This is a genomic window from Pseudomonas sp. Z1-29, from assembly GCF_051131995.1.
Lineage (GTDB): Bacteria > Pseudomonadota > Gammaproteobacteria > Pseudomonadales > Pseudomonadaceae > Aquipseudomonas.
The window spans coordinates 2,595,252-2,616,183 of sequence record NZ_CP071645.1; the positions used below are offsets into that span (position 1 = coordinate 2,595,252).

General features: G+C 62.2%; 19 protein-coding genes. 4 read left to right on the top strand and 15 right to left on the bottom strand.

The window, feature by feature from the left end; translation table 11 throughout:
* Window positions 1-4 precede the first annotated feature (4 nt).
* The gene (locus tag J3P84_RS11980; protein ID WP_434601032.1) at window positions 5-1,366 is read right to left on the bottom strand and encodes a cache domain-containing protein; all 1,362 of its coding nucleotides are present in this window, start codon (window positions 1,364-1,366) and stop codon (window positions 5-7) included.
* A gap of 320 nt (window positions 1,367-1,686) precedes the next feature.
* On the opposite strand from J3P84_RS11980, the gene J3P84_RS11985 reads away from it, so the two are divergent.
* Together J3P84_RS11985 and J3P84_RS11990 are read left to right on the top strand one after the other, a co-directional pair.
* On the top strand, window positions 1,687-3,747 hold the full coding sequence (locus J3P84_RS11985) for a carbon starvation CstA family protein (protein ID WP_434573701.1): 2,061 nt from the start codon (window positions 1,687-1,689) through the stop codon (window positions 3,745-3,747).
* A 15-nt stretch (window positions 3,748-3,762) separates the two neighbouring features.
* A complete protein-coding gene (locus J3P84_RS11990; protein WP_003201656.1) occupies window positions 3,763-3,960 on the top strand; it encodes a YbdD/YjiX family protein in 198 nt (65 codons plus the stop codon).
* Window positions 3,961-4,431: 471 nt separating this feature from the next.
* Here the strand turns inward: J3P84_RS11990 and J3P84_RS11995 are convergent, their stop codons facing one another.
* Window positions 4,432-6,228, bottom strand: coding sequence for a methyl-accepting chemotaxis protein (locus J3P84_RS11995; RefSeq protein WP_434630418.1), 1,797 nt, complete (start codon window positions 6,226-6,228; stop codon window positions 4,432-4,434).
* 354 nt (window positions 6,229-6,582) lie between these two features.
* On the opposite strand from J3P84_RS11995, the gene J3P84_RS12000 reads away from it, so the two are divergent.
* Window positions 6,583-8,634 carry a TonB-dependent siderophore receptor gene (locus J3P84_RS12000; protein WP_434630421.1) on the top strand — a complete coding sequence of 684 codons (2,052 nt, stop codon included), beginning with the start codon at window positions 6,583-6,585 and terminating at the stop codon, window positions 8,632-8,634.
* 207 nt (window positions 8,635-8,841) lie between these two features.
* On the opposite strand, the gene J3P84_RS12005 is transcribed toward J3P84_RS12000, so the two are convergent.
* From J3P84_RS12005 to ribBA, 7 genes are all read right to left on the bottom strand, one after another.
* On the bottom strand, window positions 8,842-9,885 hold the full coding sequence (locus J3P84_RS12005; protein ID WP_434630423.1) for an LLM class flavin-dependent oxidoreductase: 1,044 nt from the start codon (window positions 9,883-9,885) through the stop codon (window positions 8,842-8,844).
* A gap of 30 nt (window positions 9,886-9,915) precedes the next feature.
* Window positions 9,916-10,401, bottom strand: coding sequence for a flavin reductase family protein (locus J3P84_RS12010; protein WP_434630425.1), 486 nt, complete (start codon window positions 10,399-10,401; stop codon window positions 9,916-9,918).
* A 40-nt stretch (window positions 10,402-10,441) separates the two neighbouring features.
* Complete coding sequence (locus J3P84_RS12015) at window positions 10,442-11,593, bottom strand: ABC transporter ATP-binding protein (RefSeq protein WP_434630427.1); 1,152 nt, start codon at window positions 11,591-11,593, stop codon at window positions 10,442-10,444.
* A gap of 16 nt (window positions 11,594-11,609) precedes the next feature.
* Window positions 11,610-12,419 carry an ABC transporter permease gene (locus J3P84_RS12020; protein ID WP_434630430.1) on the bottom strand — a complete coding sequence of 270 codons (810 nt, stop codon included), beginning with the start codon at window positions 12,417-12,419 and terminating at the stop codon, window positions 11,610-11,612.
* A gap of 6 nt (window positions 12,420-12,425) precedes the next feature.
* Complete coding sequence (locus J3P84_RS12025) at window positions 12,426-13,349, bottom strand: ABC transporter permease (RefSeq protein ID WP_434631275.1); 924 nt, start codon at window positions 13,347-13,349, stop codon at window positions 12,426-12,428.
* Window positions 13,346-14,371, bottom strand: a complete 1,026-nt coding sequence (locus J3P84_RS12030; RefSeq protein ID WP_434573712.1) for an ABC transporter substrate-binding protein — start codon at window positions 14,369-14,371, stop codon at window positions 13,346-13,348. Before J3P84_RS12030 ends, J3P84_RS12025 begins: the two co-directional genes overlap by 4 nt.
* Window positions 14,372-14,691: 320 nt before the next feature.
* Window positions 14,692-15,801 carry a bifunctional 3,4-dihydroxy-2-butanone-4-phosphate synthase/GTP cyclohydrolase II gene (gene ribBA / locus J3P84_RS12035; RefSeq protein ID WP_434630433.1) on the bottom strand — a complete coding sequence of 370 codons (1,110 nt, stop codon included), beginning with the start codon at window positions 15,799-15,801 and terminating at the stop codon, window positions 14,692-14,694.
* Window positions 15,802-15,882: 81 nt separating this feature from the next.
* Here ribBA and J3P84_RS12040 point away from each other — a divergent pair, with 81 nt between their 5' ends.
* Window positions 15,883-16,176, top strand: a complete 294-nt coding sequence (locus J3P84_RS12040; protein ID WP_434630435.1) for a DUF1330 domain-containing protein — start codon at window positions 15,883-15,885, stop codon at window positions 16,174-16,176.
* 9 nt (window positions 16,177-16,185) lie between these two features.
* Here J3P84_RS12040 and J3P84_RS12045 read toward each other — a convergent pair whose 3' ends face one another.
* From J3P84_RS12045 to J3P84_RS12070, 6 genes are all read right to left on the bottom strand, one after another.
* Window positions 16,186-16,749, bottom strand: a complete 564-nt coding sequence (locus J3P84_RS12045; RefSeq protein WP_305500547.1) for an NUDIX hydrolase — start codon at window positions 16,747-16,749, stop codon at window positions 16,186-16,188.
* A gap of 2 nt (window positions 16,750-16,751) precedes the next feature.
* A complete protein-coding gene (locus tag J3P84_RS12050; protein WP_305500548.1) occupies window positions 16,752-17,504 on the bottom strand; it encodes a GntR family transcriptional regulator in 753 nt (250 codons plus the stop codon).
* A gap of 61 nt (window positions 17,505-17,565) precedes the next feature.
* Window positions 17,566-17,970, bottom strand: a complete 405-nt coding sequence (locus J3P84_RS12055; RefSeq protein ID WP_305500549.1) for a carboxymuconolactone decarboxylase family protein — start codon at window positions 17,968-17,970, stop codon at window positions 17,566-17,568.
* Between the two features lie 134 nt (window positions 17,971-18,104).
* Complete coding sequence (locus tag J3P84_RS12060; protein ID WP_434630437.1) at window positions 18,105-18,590, bottom strand: flavin reductase family protein; 486 nt, start codon at window positions 18,588-18,590, stop codon at window positions 18,105-18,107.
* A 12-nt stretch (window positions 18,591-18,602) separates the two neighbouring features.
* Entirely contained in the window at window positions 18,603-20,084 is a 1,482-nt protein-coding gene (locus J3P84_RS12065) for an aldehyde dehydrogenase (protein ID WP_434630439.1), read from the bottom strand.
* Window positions 20,081-20,914 (bottom strand): alpha/beta fold hydrolase, encoded by an 834-nt coding sequence (locus tag J3P84_RS12070; protein ID WP_434630442.1) that lies wholly within the window; start codon window positions 20,912-20,914, stop codon window positions 20,081-20,083. Before J3P84_RS12070 ends, J3P84_RS12065 begins: the two co-directional genes overlap by 4 nt.
* Window positions 20,915-20,932: the final 18 nt, after the last annotated feature.

Consider the following 20,932-nt stretch of genomic DNA (forward strand, 5'->3'; position numbering starts at 1 on the left):
CGCATCAACTTTCCGTGGCCGACAGGGTCATGGGCAACAGGATATCCAGTTCGCTTCGTCCCGGAACCGAGGTCATTTCCAGCCGCCCGCCAAAATGCTCGACCCGTTCGCGGATATTACGCAGGCCGATGCCGGTGTGACCACGCTCGACCTGCGGGACGTTGAAGCCCATCCCGTCATCCACCACGGTCAGGCGCAGGGATTGGCCCGAACCGAACAGGGTGATGGCGACTCGTTTCGCCCCGGCGTGTCGCTCGATGTTGGTCAGCGCCTCCTGGGCAATCCGGAACAGCGAGACCGGGGCGCCGTTTTCCAGGCGACAGTCGAATTCGTTGCTTCGGTAGGACACTTCCAGGCCACTGCGCTGTTCGAATTCCGCCGCGAGCTGGCCGATGGCGGCGGGCAGGCCCAGGGTATCGAGCAACGAGGAACGCAAATCATGGGAAATGCTACGGATTTCACCGATCGCTTCGCCCAGTCGATCGGTCGCATTCTTCAAGATGCCGAGGCCATTTTCCTGGCCGTTCTCGATCACATGGCTGGCCAGTTCGAACTGGAACTTGATCGAAACCAACAGCTGGCTGATGCCGTCGTGGAGTTCGCGCGACACCCGTGAGCGCTCTTCCTCCTGCAAGCTGACGATACGCTGGTTCAAGCGCTGCAGTTTCTTGTCGGCCAGGCGATGCTCGCTGACATTGAGGGTGATGCCGCCGGCAAACACCAGCAGCACCGCGACCAACGCGATGGCGGCGATGGCCTGCATGGTGGTGTGGATGCCCTGGGCCACTTCGGCGCGAGCCTGCTGGGTGGCGCGTTCGACGTCTTCCAGGTAGATCCCGGTGCCCAGCATCCAGCCCCAACGATCGAGCATCACGACGTAGGCGAGCTTGTCGGTCACCTGGCCGGAGGAGGGCTTGTTCCAGGCATAGCGCTGAAAGCCTTCGCCTGATTCGGCGCTCTTGAGCAAGGCCTGGATGACGGGCAGGCCCTGTGGGTCCTTCATGTCCCAGAGATATTGCCCCACCAGCTCCGACTGGCGGGCATGCATCAGGCTGCGACCCTGGCGGTCGTAGACGAAAAAATAACCGTTGATGCCAAAACTGAGCTTGCGCAGTTCTTCCAGCACTTGCTGCTGTGCCCGCGCATCTCCCTGGCCGTCGTTGTACAACGGGGCGATCAGGCTCTGCGCCATCTCTACGTAGTTCTTCAGCTCGGCGCGTTTACTGGCCAGGATACTGTCTTCGATCAGCTGCGCCTGTTGGTCACCCAACTGGCGATTGAGCGAGATGACCAAGGCACCAATAACGGCAATCGCCAGGACCAGCGGCAGGATCCCGAGAGCGACGATCTTGTGTTTGAGCAGCATCTGTACTCCTGTCCGGATCCGGCGGGGAGGCGAATGGCGGCATCATATGCCAAACCCATGGGTGAAACATAAAACCTGTGGGAGCGAGCCTGTGTGGGAGCGAGCCTGCTCGCGAAGACGGTGTGTCAGGTAACGACAATGCTGACTGATCCGACGCCTTCGCGAGCAGGCTCGCTCCCACAGGGAGGAATTGGCATCTACGTAGTACTACGGATTTATTTATTGACGGCCAGCAGGGATATTGGGCCAGCTCCGAATTGCCGGGGCCACACTATAAAAACAATCGCCGCAATCCATTGGATATCGGCAGGAGACATGCAATGACAACCCGTCTGGTTAAACACCTCGCCTGGTTTGCCGTGGCTGTTCTGGGAGCGTGTGCGTTGAGCGTCGTGGCCCTGCGCCGCGGAGAGCCGATCAACGCCCTCTGGATCGTCGTCGCGGCTGTGGCCATCTACCTGGTCGCCTACCGCTACTACAGCCTCTTCATCGCCAACAACGTGATGCAACTCGATGCGCGCCGGGCCACGCCCGCCGTGCTCAACAACGATGGCCTGGACTACGTCCCGACCAACAAACACATCCTTTTCGGCCACCACTTCGCGGCCATTGCCGGCGCGGGGCCGCTGGTCGGGCCGGTGCTGGCGGCGCAGATGGGCTATCTGCCCGGCACGCTCTGGCTGATCGCCGGCGTGGTGCTGGCCGGTGCGGTGCAGGACTTCATGGTCCTGTTCCTCTCGACCCGCCGCAACGGTCGCTCCCTGGGCGACATGGTGCGCGAGGAAATGGGCCGCATCCCCGGCACCATCGCGCTGTTCGGCTGCTTCCTGATCATGATCATCATCCTCGCGGTGCTGGCGCTGATCGTGGTCAAGGCCCTGGCCGAGAGCCCGTGGGGCATCTTCACGGTGATGGCGACCATCCCGATCGCGATGTTCATGGGCATCTACATGCGCTACATCCGCCCGGGCCGCATCGGTGAAATCTCGCTCATCGGCGTGCTGTTGCTGCTCGGTTCGATCTGGCTGGGCGGGCAGATCGCCGCCGACCCGGTCTGGGCCAAGGCCTTCACCTTCACCGGGATCCAGATCACCTGGATGCTGATCGGCTACGGTTTTGTCGCCGCGGTGCTGCCGGTGTGGCTGATCCTGGCGCCACGGGACTATTTGTCGACCTTCCTCAAGATCGGCACCATCATCGCCCTGGCGATCGGCATCCTGGTGACCATGCCCGAGCTGAAAATGCCGGCGCTGACCCAGTTCACCGACGGCACCGGGCCGGTGTGGAAGGGCGGTCTGTTCCCGTTCCTGTTCATCACCATCGCCTGCGGCGCGGTCTCGGGTTTCCACGCGCTGATCTCCTCGGGCACCACGCCCAAGCTGCTGGATAACGAAACCAACGCCCGCTACATCGGTTACGGCGGCATGCTGATGGAGTCGTTCGTGGCGATCATGGCGATGGTCGCGGCCTCGGTGATCGAGCCGGGCGTGTACTTCGCCATGAACAGCCCGGCGGCGATCGTCGGCACCGACGTGGTGGCTGTGGCCCAGACCGTCAGCAGCTGGGGTTTTGCAATCACCCCCGACGCGCTGCAAGCGGTGGCCAAGGACATCGGCGAGACCACCATCCTGGCCCGTGCCGGCGGTGCGCCGACCCTGGCGGTGGGTATCGCGCAGATCCTTCACTCGGTGCTGCCGGGTGAGAACACCATGGCGTTCTGGTACCACTTCGCGATCCTGTTCGAAGCGCTGTTCATCCTCACCGCGGTAGACGCCGGCACCCGTGCCGGGCGGTTCATGCTGCAGGACCTGCTCGGCTCGTTCGTCCCGGCCCTCAAGCGCACCGAATCGTGGACCGCCAACCTGATCGCCACCGCCGGCTGCGTCGCGCTGTGGGGTTACTTGCTGTACCAGGGCGTGATCGATCCGCTGGGCGGCATCAACACCTTGTGGCCGCTGTTCGGCATCTCCAACCAGATGCTGGCCGGTATCGCGCTGATGCTCGCCACCGTGGTGCTGATCAAGATGAAGCGCCAGCGCTACGTCTGGGTCACGCTGCTGCCGGCCAGCTGGCTGCTGATCTGCACCACCACCGCAGGCCTGATCAAGCTGTTCGACGCCAACCCGGCGATCGGCTTCCTGGCCCTGGCGCGCAAATACAACGATGCCCTGGCCGCCGGCCAGATCCTGGCCCCGGCCAAGAGCATCGAGCAGATGCAGCACGTGGTGTTCAACGCCTACACCAACGCAACGCTGACGGTGTTGTTCCTGTTCGTGGTCTTCAGCATCCTGTTCTACGCGCTCAAGGTCGGCATCGCCGCCTGGGGCACGAAAGAACGCACGGACAAGGAAGCGCCATTCCAGGCGCTGCCGGACGCTTGATAGGGGATTGCAACGATGTTCAATGACTTGAGTCGCCTCGGTAAATACCTCGGTCAGGCCGCCCGCCTGATGGTCGGCATGCCCGACTACGACAACTACGTCGAGCACATGCAAACCAAGCACCCCGACAAGCCGCTGATGGACTACGAGGCGTTCTTCCGAGAACGCCAGGAAGCCCGTTACGGTGGCAAGGGTGGCCCCAAATGCTGTTGAACTGAAGTAATCCCCTGTGGGAGCGAGCCTGCTCGCGAAAGCGGAGTGTCAGTCGATGAAGATGTCGACTGACCTGACGCCTTCGCGAGCAAGCTCGCTCCCACAGTTGTTTTGGGTTGGACCCAGGATTTGCATGCGCCACAGATGCCCTTGTGGGAGCGAGCCTGCTCGCGAAAGCGGAGTGTCAGTCGATGAAGATGTCGACTGACCTGACGCCTTCGCGAGCAGGCTCGCTCCCACAGTTGTTTTCGGTTGGACCCAGGATTTGCATGTGCCACAGATGCCCTTGTGGGGCAGACTCAGGATTGTATGTGCGCAGAAAGGCCAATGTGGCGAGGGAGCTTGCTCCCGCTGGCGTGCGCAGCAGGCCCCGGCGGTTCTTCAGGCTGACCGCATCGCCCGTCTTGCGACTGCTGCGCAGCCGAGCGGGAGCAAGCTCCCTCGCCACAATTGTCTGGCTTGATCCTTTGATCAGTCAGCCAGCAACACCGCCGCATCAAACCCCACCCGCAGGTTGCCCCAGTGACGGCCGCCGAAGAAGAACGGTACGTCGATCTCGGTCATGATTTCCCCGGTGTCGCGCAGGTAGGTCTGGAGCAGGAAGCGCTGGACGTTGCCCGCCGCACGCAGGCCGATAGGGTCGTTGAAGATCCGCTTGTTGCGGCACACCGGCAGGTCGACCGCGCGGTCGCCAGTGGGTTGCTTGGACACCCAGCTGTTGTTGACCGGGCAATAGCCCTTCGTATCGACGATGAACGAGACCTTGCCGCCCGGCGTGCTGCGGGTCAGCTTGTCGCATTCTTCCTGGCAGACCCGGGCAAAGCGTTCGGTGTAGCTGGTCATGTATTGCTTGGGATCGGTACCCGGGATCAGCTGGTAATTCTGGTCGAACAGGTTGATGCCTTGTTCCTGCAGCGCCTGCAGCTGAACCTGCAGCGTGTCGCGGCATTCGCTGGCGCGGGTGATGGCGGCGTCCAGCTTGCCGTGGCCGAGCACGAAGCGGCCCAGCAGCGTCTGGACCTTCTCGGCAACACCGGACAGATCGCGGGTGGCGGTCGCCGACTGCTGCATGCGCTGGTCGATCGACTGGCTGTCGGCATGGATCTGGGTGACGCGTTCGTTGATACCGGTGTTGGAGTCGGCGAACTGCTGGATGTGGTCGGCGATATCCGCCAGTTTGCCATTGGTGGACTCGAAGTCGACGATCATGCTCTCGAAATGGCCAGAGGCACGTTCCACTACCTTCTGGGTTTCCCGGGCGCTGTGGCTGATCTGGGTGGTCTGCTCGTGGGTGGAACTGACTTCCTGGAGCATCGCGTCGATGTTGCGCGAAATATCATCGGTAGCCCGGCTGACGTTCTGCGCCAGGGTGCGCACTTCATCGGCGACCACGGCGAAGCCACGGCCACTTTCCCCGGCGCGCGCCGCTTCGATGGCGGCGTTGAGTGCCAGCAGGTTGGTCTGGGCGGAAATCTGCTGGATCAGCCCGACGATGGATTTGATGCTCGACGAACGCTGGTTCAGCGCGTCCACCAGCGTGGCGAACTCACCCAGGCTGCTGGAGATCTCGCTGATGTTGCCGGTCACTTCCAGCAACTCGGCATAGGAATCGCGGGCCATGTTCAGGTTCTGCGCGGTGGTGCTGGAGATGCCCTGGGTCTGGCGCGAGACTTCTTCGATACGGCCCACGGCGGTGTTGCTCTGGTCCATCACTTCCTTGGCGAAGCGCGCCTGGTGGGTCGCGCTGTCGCTGGAGTCGCTGATGTTCTTCAATGAACGGGCCGACTCCACGGCAATGTGCACCGTCAAGGCCTGGACGTTGCTGATGATCTCGCGCTGCTTGGCCAGGAAGCGGTTGCAGGTGGCGGCCAGCGTGCGGATCTCGTCATGGGTGACCAGCGGCAAGTCCTTGGACAAGTCGCCTTCGCCGTTGGCGATCTCTTCCAGCGCCTTGGTCATCACAGTGACGGGGCGCACGATGAGGTGGCGGAAATACCAGACCATGAAGCTGATCATGCCGAACGTCAGGAGCGCGCCGAAGAGCAGGGCATGGGTGAGGCTGTCGAGGCGATCTTCGATCTGGCCCAGCAGCGCGGCGTCCAGTTGGGCCGTGCGCAACTGCACGAGAATATCGGCCCGGGCACTGACGGCGACCCAGTACAGCAGGCCACTGACGACGACCAGCAGGAAAAGGCTTGAAAGCTTTTTGGTGAGGGTATCGAAGAATTGCATCTCGATAGACTCGTACAAGGCCTTTAACGTCTGCATGCCGCTGCTCCTGGGCAAAAAAATCACTGAATGGAATACATTCGACCGCTGACGCCAAAGCTTTAGGGTAGCAGGGCGATTTGATATCACTTTGTGGGAGCGAGCTTGCTCGCGAAGGCGCAGGTACAGCCAACATCAATGCTGGCAGACCCACCGCTTTCGCGAGCAGGCTCGCTCCTACAGGGTGTATAGCGCTATCAATTTGATACAAAAGATTTACTGGGAATGATTCTCAAAGTATATTCGCTCTCATTCACATCCCCCCATGAGTGCAGCGTCTTGAATCGTTCCACCCCCCTCGCTTACCGCAATGCCCTCGTCAAATGTGTTTTACCTGCGCTGTCCTGCTGTTTCATGGCAAGCCCCTTGAAGGCCCAGGACACCCTTGAACTGCCCACCACGGATGTGCAAGGCAGTCGGATCATTCAGGACGAAGGCTACACGGCGACGCAAGCCAGCACGGCGAGCAAGAGCGATGTACCGATCAAGGAAGAGGCGCAGTCGATCAACGTGGTGACCCAGCAGACCCTGGCGGACTACCAGGTGCGCTCGCTGAACGACGCGATGAAGTTCGTCAGCGGCGTCAGCCAGGGCAACACCCTGGGGGGCTCCCGGGACTCGCTGGTCAAGCGCGGTTTTGGCACCAACGATGACGGTTCGATCCTGCGCGATGGTGTGCGTTCGAACCTGGGCCATAACTTCAGCGCCACCACTGAGCGAGTCGAAGTGCTCAAGGGCCCGGCCTCTATGTTGTACGGCGCGCTGGAACCGGGTGGCCTGATCAACGTCATCAGCAAGAAGCCCGAATACACCCAGAGCACCACATTGAGCGGTTCCGCCTACAGCGAGGGCGGCGGCACCATGGCCCTGGACACCACCGGGCCGTTGGGCGACACCGGGTTGGCCTATCGCCTGATCGCCGAACGCGGCCATGAGGATTACTGGCGCAACTACGGCGTCAACGAGAGCACGCTGGTGGCGCCATCGCTGGCCTGGACCGGTGAGCGTGCTTCGTTGAACCTGAGTTATGAGTACAACGAATATTCCAACCCGTTTGACCGTGGCACGGTGTTCAAGAATGGGCATCCGGCCGACATCGACTATGACAAGCGCCTGGACGAGCCTTGGGCCAAGAGCGTCGGGATCCGCGAGACGGCCACCGCACGGTTCGAGTACGAGCTGAGCGAGGCGTGGAAAACCCGGGTGACCTACGGTTGGAACAATGACCGCTACAGTCTTGCGATTGCCCAGCCCGCTACGCTCACAGGAAATGTTCTGCGCCGCAGGGCCAATGGCGCCCATTATGATGATGAGACCCGTTACGCCAGTTGGGATTTCATGGGTAAGCAAGAGCTGCTCGGCCAGCGTCATGACCTGTTGCTCGGCATCGATAATCAAGTGTCCGATCAATTCCGGGGCAAGACCTATCGTGGCAACCCGCAGCCCGGCTTCAACATAACTTCACCGGTTTACGGCAACCTGCCAGAGCCGAGTTTGGTCAGCACTACCGACAGTGACCTGCGAAATCAATTGAATTCCAGTTCCGTGTACCTGAAAGACAACTGGCATTTGGATGACCGCTGGATTCTTGTAGTCGGTGGTCGTTATCAACATTACGACCAATACAGCGATCAAGGCGTAGGCAGGGATTACGAACTCAATCGCGATGACAACGGCGACGCCTTCGTGCCATTCCTCGGCCTGGTTTACAAAGCCACCGACAGCCTGTCGCTATATGGCAACTACAGCCGCTCCTTCAAGCCGAACGACGACGTTGACGACGCCGGCAATACCTTCGATCCGGAAGAGGGCCGCAGCTATGAAATCGGCGCAAAGTACGATCCGCTCCCAGGCTTGAATATCAACCTTGCGCTGTTCGACATCGTGAAGAAAAACGTCGTGACGTCCTCCACGGTCAATGGCGTGACCCTGGCGGAAGCCGCCGGCAAGGTAGGTTCCCAGGGTCTGGAACTCGACATCACGGGCCGCCTCGCCGACCGCTGGGACCTGATCGGGACTTACGCCTACACCCATACGGAAATCCTCGACGATCCGGAGGACGAAGGCCACCGTCTGGCCGATGCTCCCAAGCACACCGCCAGCCTATACCTCAGCCACCATCTGAACGTGCCGGCCGAATTCGGCGCCTGGCACGCCGGGGCCGGAGCGCGGTATGTCGGCGAACGCGCCGCCAACAACGCCAACGATTTCTGGCTCAGCAGCTACACCGTCGCCGACGCGTTCCTGCGCTGGGAGTCGCCGGTGTTCGGACAAAAGACCTCGTTGCAGTTGAACGTCGACAACCTGTTCGACAAGCAGTACTACCCGTCGTCTACCGGGAGCCAGTTGCAGGTCAACGTCGGCGAGCCGCGTACTGCCAGATTGAGCGCCAGCGTGACGTTCTGATCGCAGTGCTTGAATAAAAATGCCCGGGCATCAAATGTCCGGGCATTTTTTTCAGCTTCAATCCGCTTTCGCGAGCAGGCTCGCTCCCACATAGGCTGCGGGTGTTCCAGACCCTGTGGGAGCGAGCCTGCTCGCGAAGGCGGTGGCACATTCAACATTGATACTGACTGACACTACGCTTTCGCGAGCAAGCCCGCTCCCACAGGATCAGCGAAACGCCGGCACCACCTGCTGGATGAACAACTCCAGGGATTTTTTCTTCTCGGCATGCGGCAAACTGTTGTCGCACCAGAAGCTGAACTCGTCCACGCCCAGTTCCTGGTAGTACCTGATCCGCTCGATGATCTCTTGCGGCGTGCCGACCATGGTGTTCTTGCGGATGTTCTCCAGCTGGAACTCCGGGCGCTCGGCGAATTTTTCTTCCGGGCTTGGCGCCAGGAAGCCATTGACCGGCACCTGTTTGTTGCCGAACCAGGCGTCGAAGGTGCGATAGAACTTCGAGATTGCCTGGGCACCGATCTTCCAGCCCTCGGGATCGTCCTCGGCGTGCACATGGGTGTGGCGCAGCACCATCAATTGCGGACGTGGCACGTCGGGATTGTTGTCCAGGGCGGCCTGGAATTTGTTCTTCAGGTCGAGGACTTCTTCATCGCCTTTCATCAAAGGCGTGACCATCACGTTGCAGCCATTGGCGACGGCGAAGTTGTGCGAGTCAGGGTCGCGGGCGGCGATCCACATCGGCGGATGAGGCTTGCGGATGGGCTTGGGCACGCAGGTGGAAGTGGGGAATTTCCAGATCTCGCCGTCGTGGGCGTAGTCGCCTTGCCACAGCGCGCGCACCACCGGGACCATTTCCCGCAATGCCTGGCCGCCGGAAGAGGCTGGCATGCCGCCGGCCATGCGGTCGAATTCCACCTGATAGGCACCCCGGGCCAGCCCGACTTCCATGCGGCCGTTGCTGATAACGTCGAGCAACGCGCATTCGCCAGCCACTCGCAGCGGGTGCCAGAACGGCGCGATGATGGTGCCGGCGCCGAGGTGAATGGTCGTGGTCTTGCCGGCCAGGTACGCCAGCAGCGGCATCGGGCTTGGCGAAATGGTGTATTCCATGGCGTGATGTTCGCCGATCCACACGGTACTGAAACCGCCGGCTTCGGCCATCAGCGTCAGCTCGCTGAGGTCTTCGAACAACTGGCGATGGCTGACGCTTTCGTCCCAGCGCTCCATGTGTACGAACAGGGAAAATTTCATGGCGCTTTCTCTTTATTGTTGACGATCGGTTCAGGCGAGGACGGGCAGGGCGCCCATCTTGCCGTGGCAATAAACCAGCGGCCCCGGTGTGTGTTGCGGCACGATCAGGTTCTTCACGGCGCCGACCATGATGGCGTGGTCGCCACCCTCGTATTCACGCCACAGTTCGCATTCGATGATGGCGGTAGCGTTGCCCAACAACGGATTGCCCAGCTCGCTCAAGGTCCATTCGATGCCCTGGGCCTTGTCCTTGCCTTTGCGGGCGAACGCGTAGGCTTCGTTCTGCTGGCCGCCGGAAAGCACGTGGATGGCGAAGCGTTTGTTCCGGATCAGCAGCGGATAGGAATCGGAGCTGTAGTTGGGGCAGAACAGCACCAGGGCCGGGTCCATCGACAATGAACTGAAGGCGCTGGCGGTCAACCCGACGATTTGTCCGTCATCGTCCAGCGTGGTGATCACCGTCACCCCGGACGGGAACGAACCCATGACTTGTTTGTAGAGGTTGGCATCGATCATTTCGCAGTCCTCGCTCGCAGGCGGTTATGACGCAGTGTTCTCAGTGGGCGCCGGCGGCCTTGTTCAGGTCGCTCTCGGCCCATTGGGTGTAGACGCAGGCATCGGCGGCGGCCCAGCGCACCCGCACCGGGTCGCCGGCCTTGAGCGGCATGCCGGCGGCGGACAGCGCCTTGACGGTCATCTGGGTGCCGCCGGAGGTGACCACGCTGCAGGTCTGGCTTTCGCCAAGAAATAGCACCTCCACGACCGTGGCCGAGACTTCGTTCCAGCCGGCCGGCAGGGTGTCCTGGGTCGCCTGCTCGACACTCAGGGCCAGGGCTTTTTCCGGGCGGACCATCAGCAACACGTCCTGGTCGGTTTGCAGGCCGGTGGTCAGGCGGATCGACAGTGACTGGCCTTCGAAGGTCGCCGCGGCATTGCCCTGGGCCTTGAGCTTGAGGAAGTTGGAGTTGCCCAGGAACGAGGCGACAAAGGCGTTCGGTGGATTCTGGTAGAGGTCGTAGCCGCTGCCCAGGCCGACGATCTTGCCGTGGCTGAAGATCGCGATGCGCTGGGACAGGCGCATGGCTTCTTCCTGGTCGTGGGTGACGTAGACAATGGTGATGCCCAGCCGGCGGTGCAACTGGCGCAGTTCGTCCTGCAAATCTTCGCGCAGCTTTTTGTCCAACGCGCCGAGGGGTTCGTCCATCAGCAGGATGCGCGGTTCATAGACCAGCGCCCGGGCAATCGCCACGCGCTGCTGCTGGCCGCCGGACAGTTGCGAAGGGCGCCGATGGGCGAACTCTTCCAGTTGCACCAGCTTGAGCATGGCATCGACCCGGCGTTCGCGTTCGGCGCTGGCCAGTTTGCGGATCGCCAGCGGGAAGGCGATGTTGTCGCGCACCGACAGATGAGGGAACAACGAATAGCGCTGGAACACCATGCCAATGTCGCGTTTGTGCGGCGGTACGTTGACCAGGGATTTGCCGTCCACCAGGATCTCGCCGCTGCTGGGGGTTTCGAAGCCGGCCAGCATCGACAAGGTGGTGCTCTTGCCCGAGCCGCTGGAGCCGAGGAAGGTCAGGAATTCGCCATCCTGGATCTCCAGGGAAATATCGTCCACGGCGGCAAAGTCGCCGTAGTGCTTGTTCAGGTTGCGCAGGCTGACCAGGGTCTTGTTGTTCTGCTGTGCGGGGTCTTTGACGGCACTCATCTTATCTCCTAGGCGCTCAGGCGCTGATTTCGTTGCGCCGGCGCAGGGCGGCGGCGATCACCATTACCAGCACCGAGAGGCCGATCAGCAGCGTCGAAGCGACGGCGATCACAGGCGTCAGGTCCTGGCGCAAAGTGGTCCACATTTTTACCGGCAAGGTCTGCAGGGTCGGGCTGGCCATCATCACGCTCAGCACAACCTCGTCCCACGACACCAGGAATGCGAACAAGGCGCCGGAGACCATGCCCGGGCGAATCGCCGGGAAGGTCACCTTGAACACCGCTTGCAGGCGCGAGGCGCCGCAGATCACCGCCGCGTCTTCGATGGATTGGTCGAACAGCTTGAGCGAGTTGATGATCGAGATGATGGTGAACGGCAGCGCGACGATTACGTGGCTGACCACGAAGGCAAACATCGTCCCGGTGTAGCCGAGTTTCAGGAACAGCGCGTAGACCGCCACGGCGATGATCACCAGCGGCACGATCATCGGCAGGGTGAACAGGCCGTAGAGCATTTCCCGGCCGGGAAAGCGTCCACGTACCAGGGCAAATGCGGTAGGCAGGCCCAGGGCCACGGCGCAGACGGTGGTCAGCAGCGCGACCTTGAGGCTGGTCAGCGCGGCGCTCATCCAGTCGGGGTTGGAGAAGAACTGGCCGTACCATTTGAAGGTCCAGCCCGGCGGCGGAAACACCAGCCACTGCGACGAGCCGAACGACAGCAGCACGATGAACACGATCGGCAGCAGCAGGAACAGCGCGATCAGCCCGGTGGTGAAATACAGGCCGAACCGCATGCGCCGGCTCATGGCATTGGGAGTCAGGAGCATGATGGCTTACCTCGCGTTGCTGGCGCCCACCGGGGATTCCGGCTGGAGCTTCAGGTAGAAGTAGAACAACACCAGGGTGATCGCCACCAACAAGGCGGCACCGGCGCTGGCCAGGCCCCAGTTGAGGAACGACTGCACCTGCTGGATGATGAATTCCGGCAGCATCATGTTCTGCGCGCCGCCCAGCAGCGCCGGGGTCACGTAGTAACCGAGAGACATCACGAAGACCATCAGCCCGCCGGAAAACAGCCCCGGCCGGCACAGCGGCAGGAACACCCGGAAGAAGTTGGTCCAGGGGCTGGCGCCGCAGATGGAACCGGCCTGCAGAATCATCGGGTCGATGGCTTGCATGGTCGCCTGCAGCGGCAGGACGATGAACGGGATCATGATGTAGCTCATGCCGATCACCACGCCGGTGAGGTTGTGCACCATCTCCAGCGGCTGGTCGATGATGCCCAGGGCCATCAATGCCTTGTTCACTACCCCGGAGGCCTGCAACAGCACCAGCCAGGAATAGGTGCGCGCCAGCAGGCTGGTCCACATCGACAGCAGCACGATGTTCAGCATCCAGCGGCCCCAGCCACGGGGCACCAGGGTGATGGCCCAGGCCAGCGGGAAGCCCAGCAGCAGGCTGAACAACGTCACCAGCCCGGCCACCGAAAAGGTGTTGAACAGCACCCGGGCGTAAGCCGAGTTGGCGAACAGCTGTTCGTAGTTGCCCAGGCCCGGCACGGGTTCCAGCACGCCGCGCAGCAGCAGGCCGATCAGTGGCGCCAGGAAGAACAGGCCGAGGAACAGCAGCGCAGGAATCAGGTTGCCGGCGCCGCGCCAGCGCTGCATCAACGACGGCGTCTGCTTGCGCGCCACGGCCGGACCGGCAGCGCCGACGGCGCCCCCGGTGCGAGGGGTTGCCGCTGCCGCCATTTTCATTTGACCAGCCATTCATTCCACCGTGTCGCGATGTCCTGACCGTTCTTGGCCCAGTACGCAAAATCCAGCGTGATCTGATCCTTGGCGTAGGCGGTCGGCAGGTTGGGGGCGAGCACCGAATCCAGGCGCGCGATGCTGTCAACGTTGACGGGGGCGTAGGCGGTCAGGTTGGAGAAGTCTGCCTGACCCTTGGCGCTGCTGGCGTTGGCCAGGAATTTCATGGCGGCGGCCTTGTTTTTCGCACCCTTCGGGATAACCAGGATGTCGGCCATGACCAGGTTCTGCTTCCAGCTCACGCCGACGGGCGCGCCGTCCTGTTGCAAGGCATAGATCCGACCGTTCCAGAACTGGCCGATGCTGGCCTCGCCGGATGCCAGCAATTGCTGGGACTGGGCGCCGCCGCCCCACCAGACGATGTCTTTCTTGATGGTGTCGAGTTTCTTGAAGGCGCGGTCCAGGTCCAGCGGATAGAGCTTGTCCTGCGCCACGCCATCGGCCAGCAGGGCCAGTTCCAGCACGCCAGGGCTTGGCCATTTGTACAGCGCGCGTTTGCCGGGGTAGGTCTTGGTGTCGAACAGCGCGGACCAATCCGTTGGCTTGCCAGAACCGAGCTTGCCTTCGTTGTAGCCGAGTACGAAGGAGAAATAGAACGAGCCGACACCGTGGTCGGAGACGAAGCGCGGGTCGATCTTGTCGCGCTGGATGACCGAGAAATCGAGAGGTTCGAGCAGGCCTTCGGCGGCGGCACGCAGGGCAAAGTCGGCCTCGACATCGACCACGTCCCACTGCACGTTGCCGCTTTCGACCATGGCCTTGAGTTTGCCGTAGTCGGTCGGGCCATCCTGGACCACGGTGATGCCGCTGGCCTTGCTGAACGGATCGGCCCAGGCCTGCTTCTGCGCGTCCTGGGTGCTGCCGCCCCAACTGACGAAATTGACGCTTTCAGCGGCCATCGTCGCCTGGCTGGTGACACTCAGCAGGCCGGCAAAAAGAATTGCGGCTGCACTTTTCTTCAACACCATGTTCACGCCCTCATTGTTGTGTTTATTGAGTGGGCTTCTGTTCGCCCACTTATCGGGAGCTTTGGGTCAAGCGGGTCTTGCAGGCGACCGCGCCAGGGTAGGCAGAAGCGTTCGGTCGATGGAATATCATATTATGGTATTCCAAACTTTCTGCAAGGGTTTTGCCGTACCGGCTATCTGCCTGACGCGGATTTTTCCTATGTCCATGAACCTTGTGGGAGCGAGCTTGCTCGCGATAGCGGTTTGTCAGTCGCCATTGATGTCGACAGGTCCATTGTCATCGCGAGCAAGCTCGCTCCCACAGGAAATGGGGCACAGGCCTACCCGGTAAAAGCAATGCTCTCCACCACCTCCAGGTCGTACCCGGTCAACCCGGCATACTTGAGCGGTGGCCCGAGATGCCGCAGCTTGCCAACACCCAGGTCCTGCAGAATCTGCGCGCCGGTCCCTACTTCAGAATAGATGCGCGATTGGGAGCGGCTGAATTGCCGTGGCGGCTGGGTGAGCTGCGGCACACGCTCGAGCAACGCCTGGGATGACTCGTGGTTGGCCAGCACCACCACCACGCCACGACCTTCCTCGGCGACCCGTTGCAGCGCCGCCCACAACGTCCAGTTGGACGGGCCGTTGTACTCGGCACCCACCAGGTCGCGCAGTGGATCGATCACATGCACGCGCACCAGCGTCGGCTCTTCCCGACGGATATCGCCCATGACCATCGCCATGTGCACGCCGCCTTCGATGCGATCTTCAAAGGTGAACAGGCGGAAGGTACCGTGCACCGTCGGCAGTTCCCGTTCACCGATGCGCACCACCGTGTGCTCGGTGCTCAGGCGGTAGTGGATCAGGTCGGCGATGGTGCCGATCCTGATCCCGTGCTTGCGGGCGAAAATTTCCAGGTCCGGGCGGCGCGCCATGGTGCCGTCATCGTTCATGACTTCGACAATCACCGATGCCGACGTGAAGCCTGCCAGGCGCGCCAGGTCGCATCCGGCTTCGGTATGCCCGGCGCGGGTCAGTACGCCGCCTTCCTTGGCCCGCAGCGGGAAGATATGCCCCGGTTGCACAATGTCCGTCGGTCCCGCATCAGGAGCAACAGCGGCGGCGACGGTGCGCGCCCGGTCAGCGGCGGAGATACCGGTGGTCACGCCCGTGGCGGCCTCGATGGACACCGTGAAAGCGGTGCTGAACACACTGCCGTTGCTTGGCACCATCTGTTCGAGGCCCAGGCGTTGGCAGTGCTCATCGGTCAGGGTCAGGCAGATCAGCCCGCGTGCTTCGCGGGCCATGAAGCTGATCGCCTGGGCATTGCAACAATCGGCGGCGAGCAGCAAGTCGCCTTCGTTTTCCCGATCTTCGTCATCCACCAGCAACACCATCTTGCCCAGGCGGTAGTCTTCGATGATTTCCTCAATGCTGTTAAAGGCCATGGCGGGCTCTCTTTGTTTTGGAGGTGCAGGATGGAAACAGCTTGTGGTATACCATAATACAAAACAAACACAGAGGTCACTATGAAGGCGTACTGGATTGCTCATGTGGATGTCACCGACCCCGATCAATACAGCCAATACACCCAGCGCGCGCCAGCGGCGTTTGCCTTGTATGGCGCACGGATGCTCGCCCGGGGCGGACGCAGCGAAGCGATGGAAGGCAGGGCCACGCCGCAGCGCAGCGTGGTGATCGAATTCGATTCCTACGAACAGGCGCTGGCCTGCTATCACTGCGAGGAGTATCAGCAGGCGAAGAAGCATCGTGAGGGTGTGGCGCGGGCCGAGGTGATCATCGTCGAGGGCGTGGCGCCCTGATCGCAGGCGTCAGCGGATGAAGTGAATCTTGCCGCTGTCGTCGTTGCCCATGTAGATGCCGTAGACCCCGGCCTGGCGTTCCTCGATGTAACGTTCGAGGATCTGCCGGATGGCCGGGTAATAGATGCTGTCCCATGGGATGTCTTCGGCAGCGAAGAATTGGCAGGCGAGGGTTTCCGCGCCGAACTCGCCGGTGATCTCCAGCGCGATGGCGCGGAAGATGATGTACACCTCGCTGATTTTCGGCACGCTGAAAATCGAGTAGGGCGAGATGATTTCGGCGCGCACGCCGGTCTCTTCCCAGACTTCACGCAGGGCCGCCTGCTCGGTGGTCTCGTTGCCTTCCATGAAGCCGGCCGGCAGTGTCCAGGTGCCGGGGCGCGGCGGGATGGCGCGTTGGCACAGCAGGTATTTGCCGTCCTGTTCGATGATGCAGCCGGCGATGATCTTCGGGTTCACGTAGTGGATGTAGCCGCAGCCGCCGCACATCAGCCGCTCATGGGTATCGCCCGCTGGCAGGCGCTGGCTCAAGTCAGTGCCGCCACACTTTGGACAAAAGCTCGGGCTGAACATGATCAGCGTCCTATGCGAGGTTCTTTCAACGCGATGGGCGCGGTGATTTCCGGGATGTTGCCGGTCTCTTCCTGCTGGCGCTTGAGGTATTCCAGCGCGACCTTGGCGGCGGCGCGTACGTGATCGACGCAGGCCTGGTGGGCCACCAGCGGATCGCCACTCTTGATCGCCTCGACCATGCGTTCCATTTCCTGGTTGCTGCTGCCACGGCGGTTTTCCTGGGACACCGACGTCGCCCGCAGGTAGCTGATGCGCGCCTGCAACTGGCGCAACTGGGTGGCGGCAACGTGATTGCCGGAACCTTCAAGCAGTACGTCGTAGAAACCCTGGACCGAATCCAGCACCTGCTGCAGCTCGCCGTCCTTGAGGGCCTTGCGGTTTTCCTCGAGGGCTTTTTCCAGCGCCTTGATGTCCTTGGCCTTGGCCCGCAGGGTGAACAACTGGACGATCAAGCCTTCGAGCACGCACCGCAGCTCATAGATATCACCGGCGTCGGCCAGGGTGATGATCGCCACCCGTGGACCCTTGGCATCGGCGAACTCCACCAGGCCTTCGGATTCGAGGTGACGCAGGGCTTCACGCACCGACGTACGGCTCACGCCCAGGCGGTCGCACAGGTCGCGTTCAACCAGGCGATCGCCCGGCAGCAGCTGGAAGTTCATGATGGCGCTTCGCAGTTTATCCAGCACGATTTCGCGCAGGGTAACGGGGTTGCGATTGACCTTGAAGCTGTCGTCGAGTGGCAGGCGTTTCATGGGGTCCGCTCTGTGATGTGGCTGTCCATGCAAAACGGGCAAACATCCATGCTCGTTCAGTTCAAACAGCCGAGGGTTGACTGGAGGCCTCGGCGTCGGCTTCGGCGAAGGCTTCGCGGGCAAGCCGGAAACTGTCTACGGCAGCGGGGACGCCGCAATAAATGCCGACCTGAAGCAGAATTTCGCGTATTTGCTCACGACTCAGTCCGTTACGCAAGGCGCCGCGCACATGCAGCTTGAGTTCGTGCGGACGATTGAGCGCCGAGATCATCGCCAGGTTGATCATGCTGCGCTCCTTGAGCGACAAACCCTCGCGGCCCCAGACATGGCCCCAGCAATATTCCGTGACCATTTCCTGCAGCGGCCGGGTGAAATCGTCGGCGTTCTCGATGGCCCGGTTGACGTAGTCCTGGCCCAGTACCTGGGTGCGGATCTTCAGGCCTTGCTGGTATTTTTCGTTGCTCATACGAATCCCCGAAAATAGTGATGGACCTGTGGGAGCGAGCCTGCTCGCGAAAGCGCTGTGTCAGACGCATCATCACCAGCTGATCCACCGCCTTCGCGAGCAGGCTCGCTCCCACAGGGGGATATGTGCAGCCTTCAAGCAAGCACGGGCAGCGGGCCCAGCTTGCCTTTGTGGTAGATCATCGGCGTGACCGGTTGCGAGGGCAGGATCAGGTTCTTCACCGCGCCGACGATGATCGCGTGATCGCCACCGTCGTATTCGCGCCACAGCTCGCACTCGATGATCGCCGTGGCTTTTCCCAGCAACGGATTGCCCAGGTCGCTCAGGTGCCAGTCGATGCCTTTGGCCTTGTCCTTGCCTTTGCCGGCGAAGGCGTAGGCTTCGGCGGTCTGGTCGGCGGACAGCAAGTGGATCGCGAACTGCTTGCTGTCGCGCAGGATCGGGTAGGTATCGGAGGCATAGTTGGGACAGAACAGCACCAGCGCCGGGTCGATGGACAAGGCGCTGAAAGCGCTGGCGGTGATGCCGACGATATTGCCCTCCGGGTCCAGGGTGGTAACCACCGTGACGCCGGACGGGAACGAGCTCATGACTTCTTTGTAGATGCCGGGTTCGATCATTTCTCAGGACTCCTAGCGCATCACGAACGGGTCAGGCATGGGCGCCTGGGAAAGGTTGATCCACACCGTTTTCAGCTCGGTATAGGCCAGCACTGAATCGATGCCGCTTTCGCGTCCATAGCCACTGTTCTTGAACCCGCCGATCGGCGCCATGGCCGAGACCGCGCGGTAGGTGTTGACCCAGATGATCCCGGATCGCACGTCCCGGGCCAGGCGATGGGCGCGGCCCAGGTCACGGGTCCAGATGCCGGCGGCGAGGCCGAACTGCGAGTCGTTGGCGATCGCCAGGGCTTCGGCTTCGTCCTTGAAACGAATGACCGAGGCCACCGGGCCGAAGACTTCTTCCTGCATGATCTTCATCGAATTGCGATCGCACTCGAACAGGGTCGGCTCGTAGAACCAGCCGTCTCCCAGGTTCGGCGGGCGCTTGCCGCCGGTACGCAGGCGTGCGCCTTCGGCGACGGCATCGGCCACCAGGTCTTCGACCACGGCCAGTTGCTGCGCGGTGGCCATGGGGCCCATTTCGCTGGCGTCTTCCTGGGGGTTGCCGATGCGAATGCGCTGGGCGCGCTCCACCAGGCGCGAGACGAACTCGTCGTAGATTTCATCCTGCACCAGCAGTCGCGATCCGGACACGCAGCTCTGGCCGGAGGCGGCGTAGATCCCGGCAATCGCACCGTTGATGGCGCTGTCGAGGTCGGCGTCGGCAAAGATGATGTTGGGCGATTTGCCGCCCAGCTCCAGTGACAGCTTGGCGAAGTTCTCGGCGCTGCTGCGCACCACATGCCGGGCCGTGGCGGCACCACCGGTGAAGGCGATCTTGCGCACCAGCGGATGGCGGGTGAGGGCGGCGCCGGTGCTGGGGCCATAGCCGGTAATCACGTTGACCACGCCCGGCGGAATCCCAGCCTCCAAGGCCAGGCGGGCGAGTTCCAGGATCGTCGCCGAGGCGTGCTCGGACGGCTTGATCACGATGGTGTTGCCGGCCGCCAGCGCCGGGGCGAGCTTGATCGCGGTCAGGTACAGCGGGCTGTTCCAGGGGATGATCGCCGCGACCACACCCATGGCTTCGTGCACGGTGTAGGCGAACAGGTCCGGCTTGTCGAGGGGCAAGGTGCCGCCTTCGAGCTTGTCAGCGAGGCCTGCGGTGTAGTAGAAAAACTCCGGCAGGTAGCCGACCTGGCCACGGGTTTCACGGATCAGCTTGCCGTTGTCGCGGCTTTCGAGCTGGGCCAGCTTTTCCTTGTTTTCGGCGATCAGGTCACCGAGACGGCGCAGCAGTTTGCCCCGAGCAGTGGCGGTCAGTCCGCGCCAGGCCGGGCTGTCAAAAGCCGTTTGTGCGGCTTGTACGGCGCGATCGACATCGGCTTCGTCGGCATCGGGCAGCTCGGCCCAGGGCTCGGCCAGCGCCGGGTTCAGGCTCTCGAAGGTCTTGCCGGACAGCGCATCGACCCATTCACCGCCGATGCACATCGAAAAGCGTGCGAGTGTCATGCAACGATTCCCTTTATTGGATTTTTTCGTGTATTGGCCGTGTCGAGGAATTCCAGCAGCAACTGGTTGACCAGGCGCGGCGACTCTACCGGCATCATATGCCGTTGCTCGGCGAGCACGGCAACCGTGGCGCCGGGAATCCGCTCGGCCAGTTGCCGGGCCATTTCCGGGGTCGAGCCGGGGTCCAGTTCGCCGGTGGCAATCAACGTCGGCGCCTGGATGCTGCCCAGGTCGTCGGCGCGGTACATGTCCTGGGTGGCGAACAGCTCATAGGTGGTCAGGTAACCCTGGGGATCGTTCTGCGCCAGGGTCTGGCGCAGCGCGGCGATCTGCGCCGGATTGGCCGCCTGGTATTCGCGGCTGAACCAGCGCGACAGCGCGGCTTCGGCGTTGGCGTCCGGGCCATGCTCGGCGGCCTGGGCGGTGCGGGCGATGACCCCCGCACGTTGTTCGGCGCTGCGGTTGAACACGCTGTTGAGCACCACCAGGCCATGCAGGCGTTGCGGGTAATGCAAGGCGAAGGCGCGTGCCACCAGGCCGCCCATGGAAAAGCCGATCACGCTGGCCTGGGGCAGTTGCAAGTGGTCCAGCAATTCGAGCAGCTGATCGGCGTACCCGAGCAGGCCAGTCCCGGTGGCAGGGCGCGGGCTGGCGCCATGGCCGAGCATGTCGTAGGCGATGACGCGGTACTTCGTGGCCAGGCCAACGACCTGGCCGCCCCACATTTCTTTGTTCAGGCCCACGCCGTGGATCAGGACCACGGGCTGGCCTTGGCCGGTTGCCAGGTAACTGGTGCCGGCCGGGGTGAGTTCAGCGGTGAGCCGAATCATGGAGCGCTCCTGCATGCC

Excerpts from the sequence above, each read along its gene's own strand:
- J3P84_RS11980 (WP_434601032.1), bottom strand. The coding sequence starts at position 1,366 with ATGCTGCTCAAACACAAGATCGTCGCTCTCGGGATCCTGCCGCTGGTC.
- J3P84_RS11985 (WP_434573701.1), top strand. The coding sequence starts at position 1,687 with ATGACAACCCGTCTGGTTAAACACCTCGCCTGGTTTGCCGTGGCTGTT.
- J3P84_RS11990 (WP_003201656.1), top strand. The coding sequence starts at position 3,763 with ATGTTCAATGACTTGAGTCGCCTCGGTAAATACCTCGGTCAGGCCGCC.
- J3P84_RS11995 (WP_434630418.1), bottom strand. The coding sequence starts at position 6,228 with ATGCAGACGTTAAAGGCCTTGTACGAGTCTATCGAGATGCAATTCTTC.
- J3P84_RS12000 (WP_434630421.1), top strand. The coding sequence starts at position 6,583 with ATGGCAAGCCCCTTGAAGGCCCAGGACACCCTTGAACTGCCCACCACG.
- J3P84_RS12005 (WP_434630423.1), bottom strand. The coding sequence starts at position 9,885 with ATGAAATTTTCCCTGTTCGTACACATGGAGCGCTGGGACGAAAGCGTC.
- J3P84_RS12010 (WP_434630425.1), bottom strand. The coding sequence starts at position 10,401 with ATGATCGATGCCAACCTCTACAAACAAGTCATGGGTTCGTTCCCGTCC.
- J3P84_RS12015 (WP_434630427.1), bottom strand. The coding sequence starts at position 11,593 with ATGAGTGCCGTCAAAGACCCCGCACAGCAGAACAACAAGACCCTGGTC.
- J3P84_RS12020 (WP_434630430.1), bottom strand. The coding sequence starts at position 12,419 with ATGCTCCTGACTCCCAATGCCATGAGCCGGCGCATGCGGTTCGGCCTG.
- J3P84_RS12025 (WP_434631275.1), bottom strand. The coding sequence starts at position 13,349 with ATGAAAATGGCGGCAGCGGCAACCCCTCGCACCGGGGGCGCCGTCGGC.
- J3P84_RS12030 (WP_434573712.1), bottom strand. The coding sequence starts at position 14,371 with ATGGTGTTGAAGAAAAGTGCAGCCGCAATTCTTTTTGCCGGCCTGCTG.
- ribBA (WP_434630433.1), bottom strand. The coding sequence starts at position 15,801 with ATGGCCTTTAACAGCATTGAGGAAATCATCGAAGACTACCGCCTGGGC.
- J3P84_RS12040 (WP_434630435.1), top strand. The coding sequence starts at position 15,883 with ATGAAGGCGTACTGGATTGCTCATGTGGATGTCACCGACCCCGATCAA.
- J3P84_RS12045 (WP_305500547.1), bottom strand. The coding sequence starts at position 16,749 with ATGTTCAGCCCGAGCTTTTGTCCAAAGTGTGGCGGCACTGACTTGAGC.
- J3P84_RS12050 (WP_305500548.1), bottom strand. The coding sequence starts at position 17,504 with ATGAAACGCCTGCCACTCGACGACAGCTTCAAGGTCAATCGCAACCCC.
- J3P84_RS12055 (WP_305500549.1), bottom strand. The coding sequence starts at position 17,970 with ATGAGCAACGAAAAATACCAGCAAGGCCTGAAGATCCGCACCCAGGTA.
- J3P84_RS12060 (WP_434630437.1), bottom strand. The coding sequence starts at position 18,590 with ATGATCGAACCCGGCATCTACAAAGAAGTCATGAGCTCGTTCCCGTCC.
- J3P84_RS12065 (WP_434630439.1), bottom strand. The coding sequence starts at position 20,084 with ATGACACTCGCACGCTTTTCGATGTGCATCGGCGGTGAATGGGTCGAT.
- J3P84_RS12070 (WP_434630442.1), bottom strand. The coding sequence starts at position 20,914 with ATGATTCGGCTCACCGCTGAACTCACCCCGGCCGGCACCAGTTACCTG.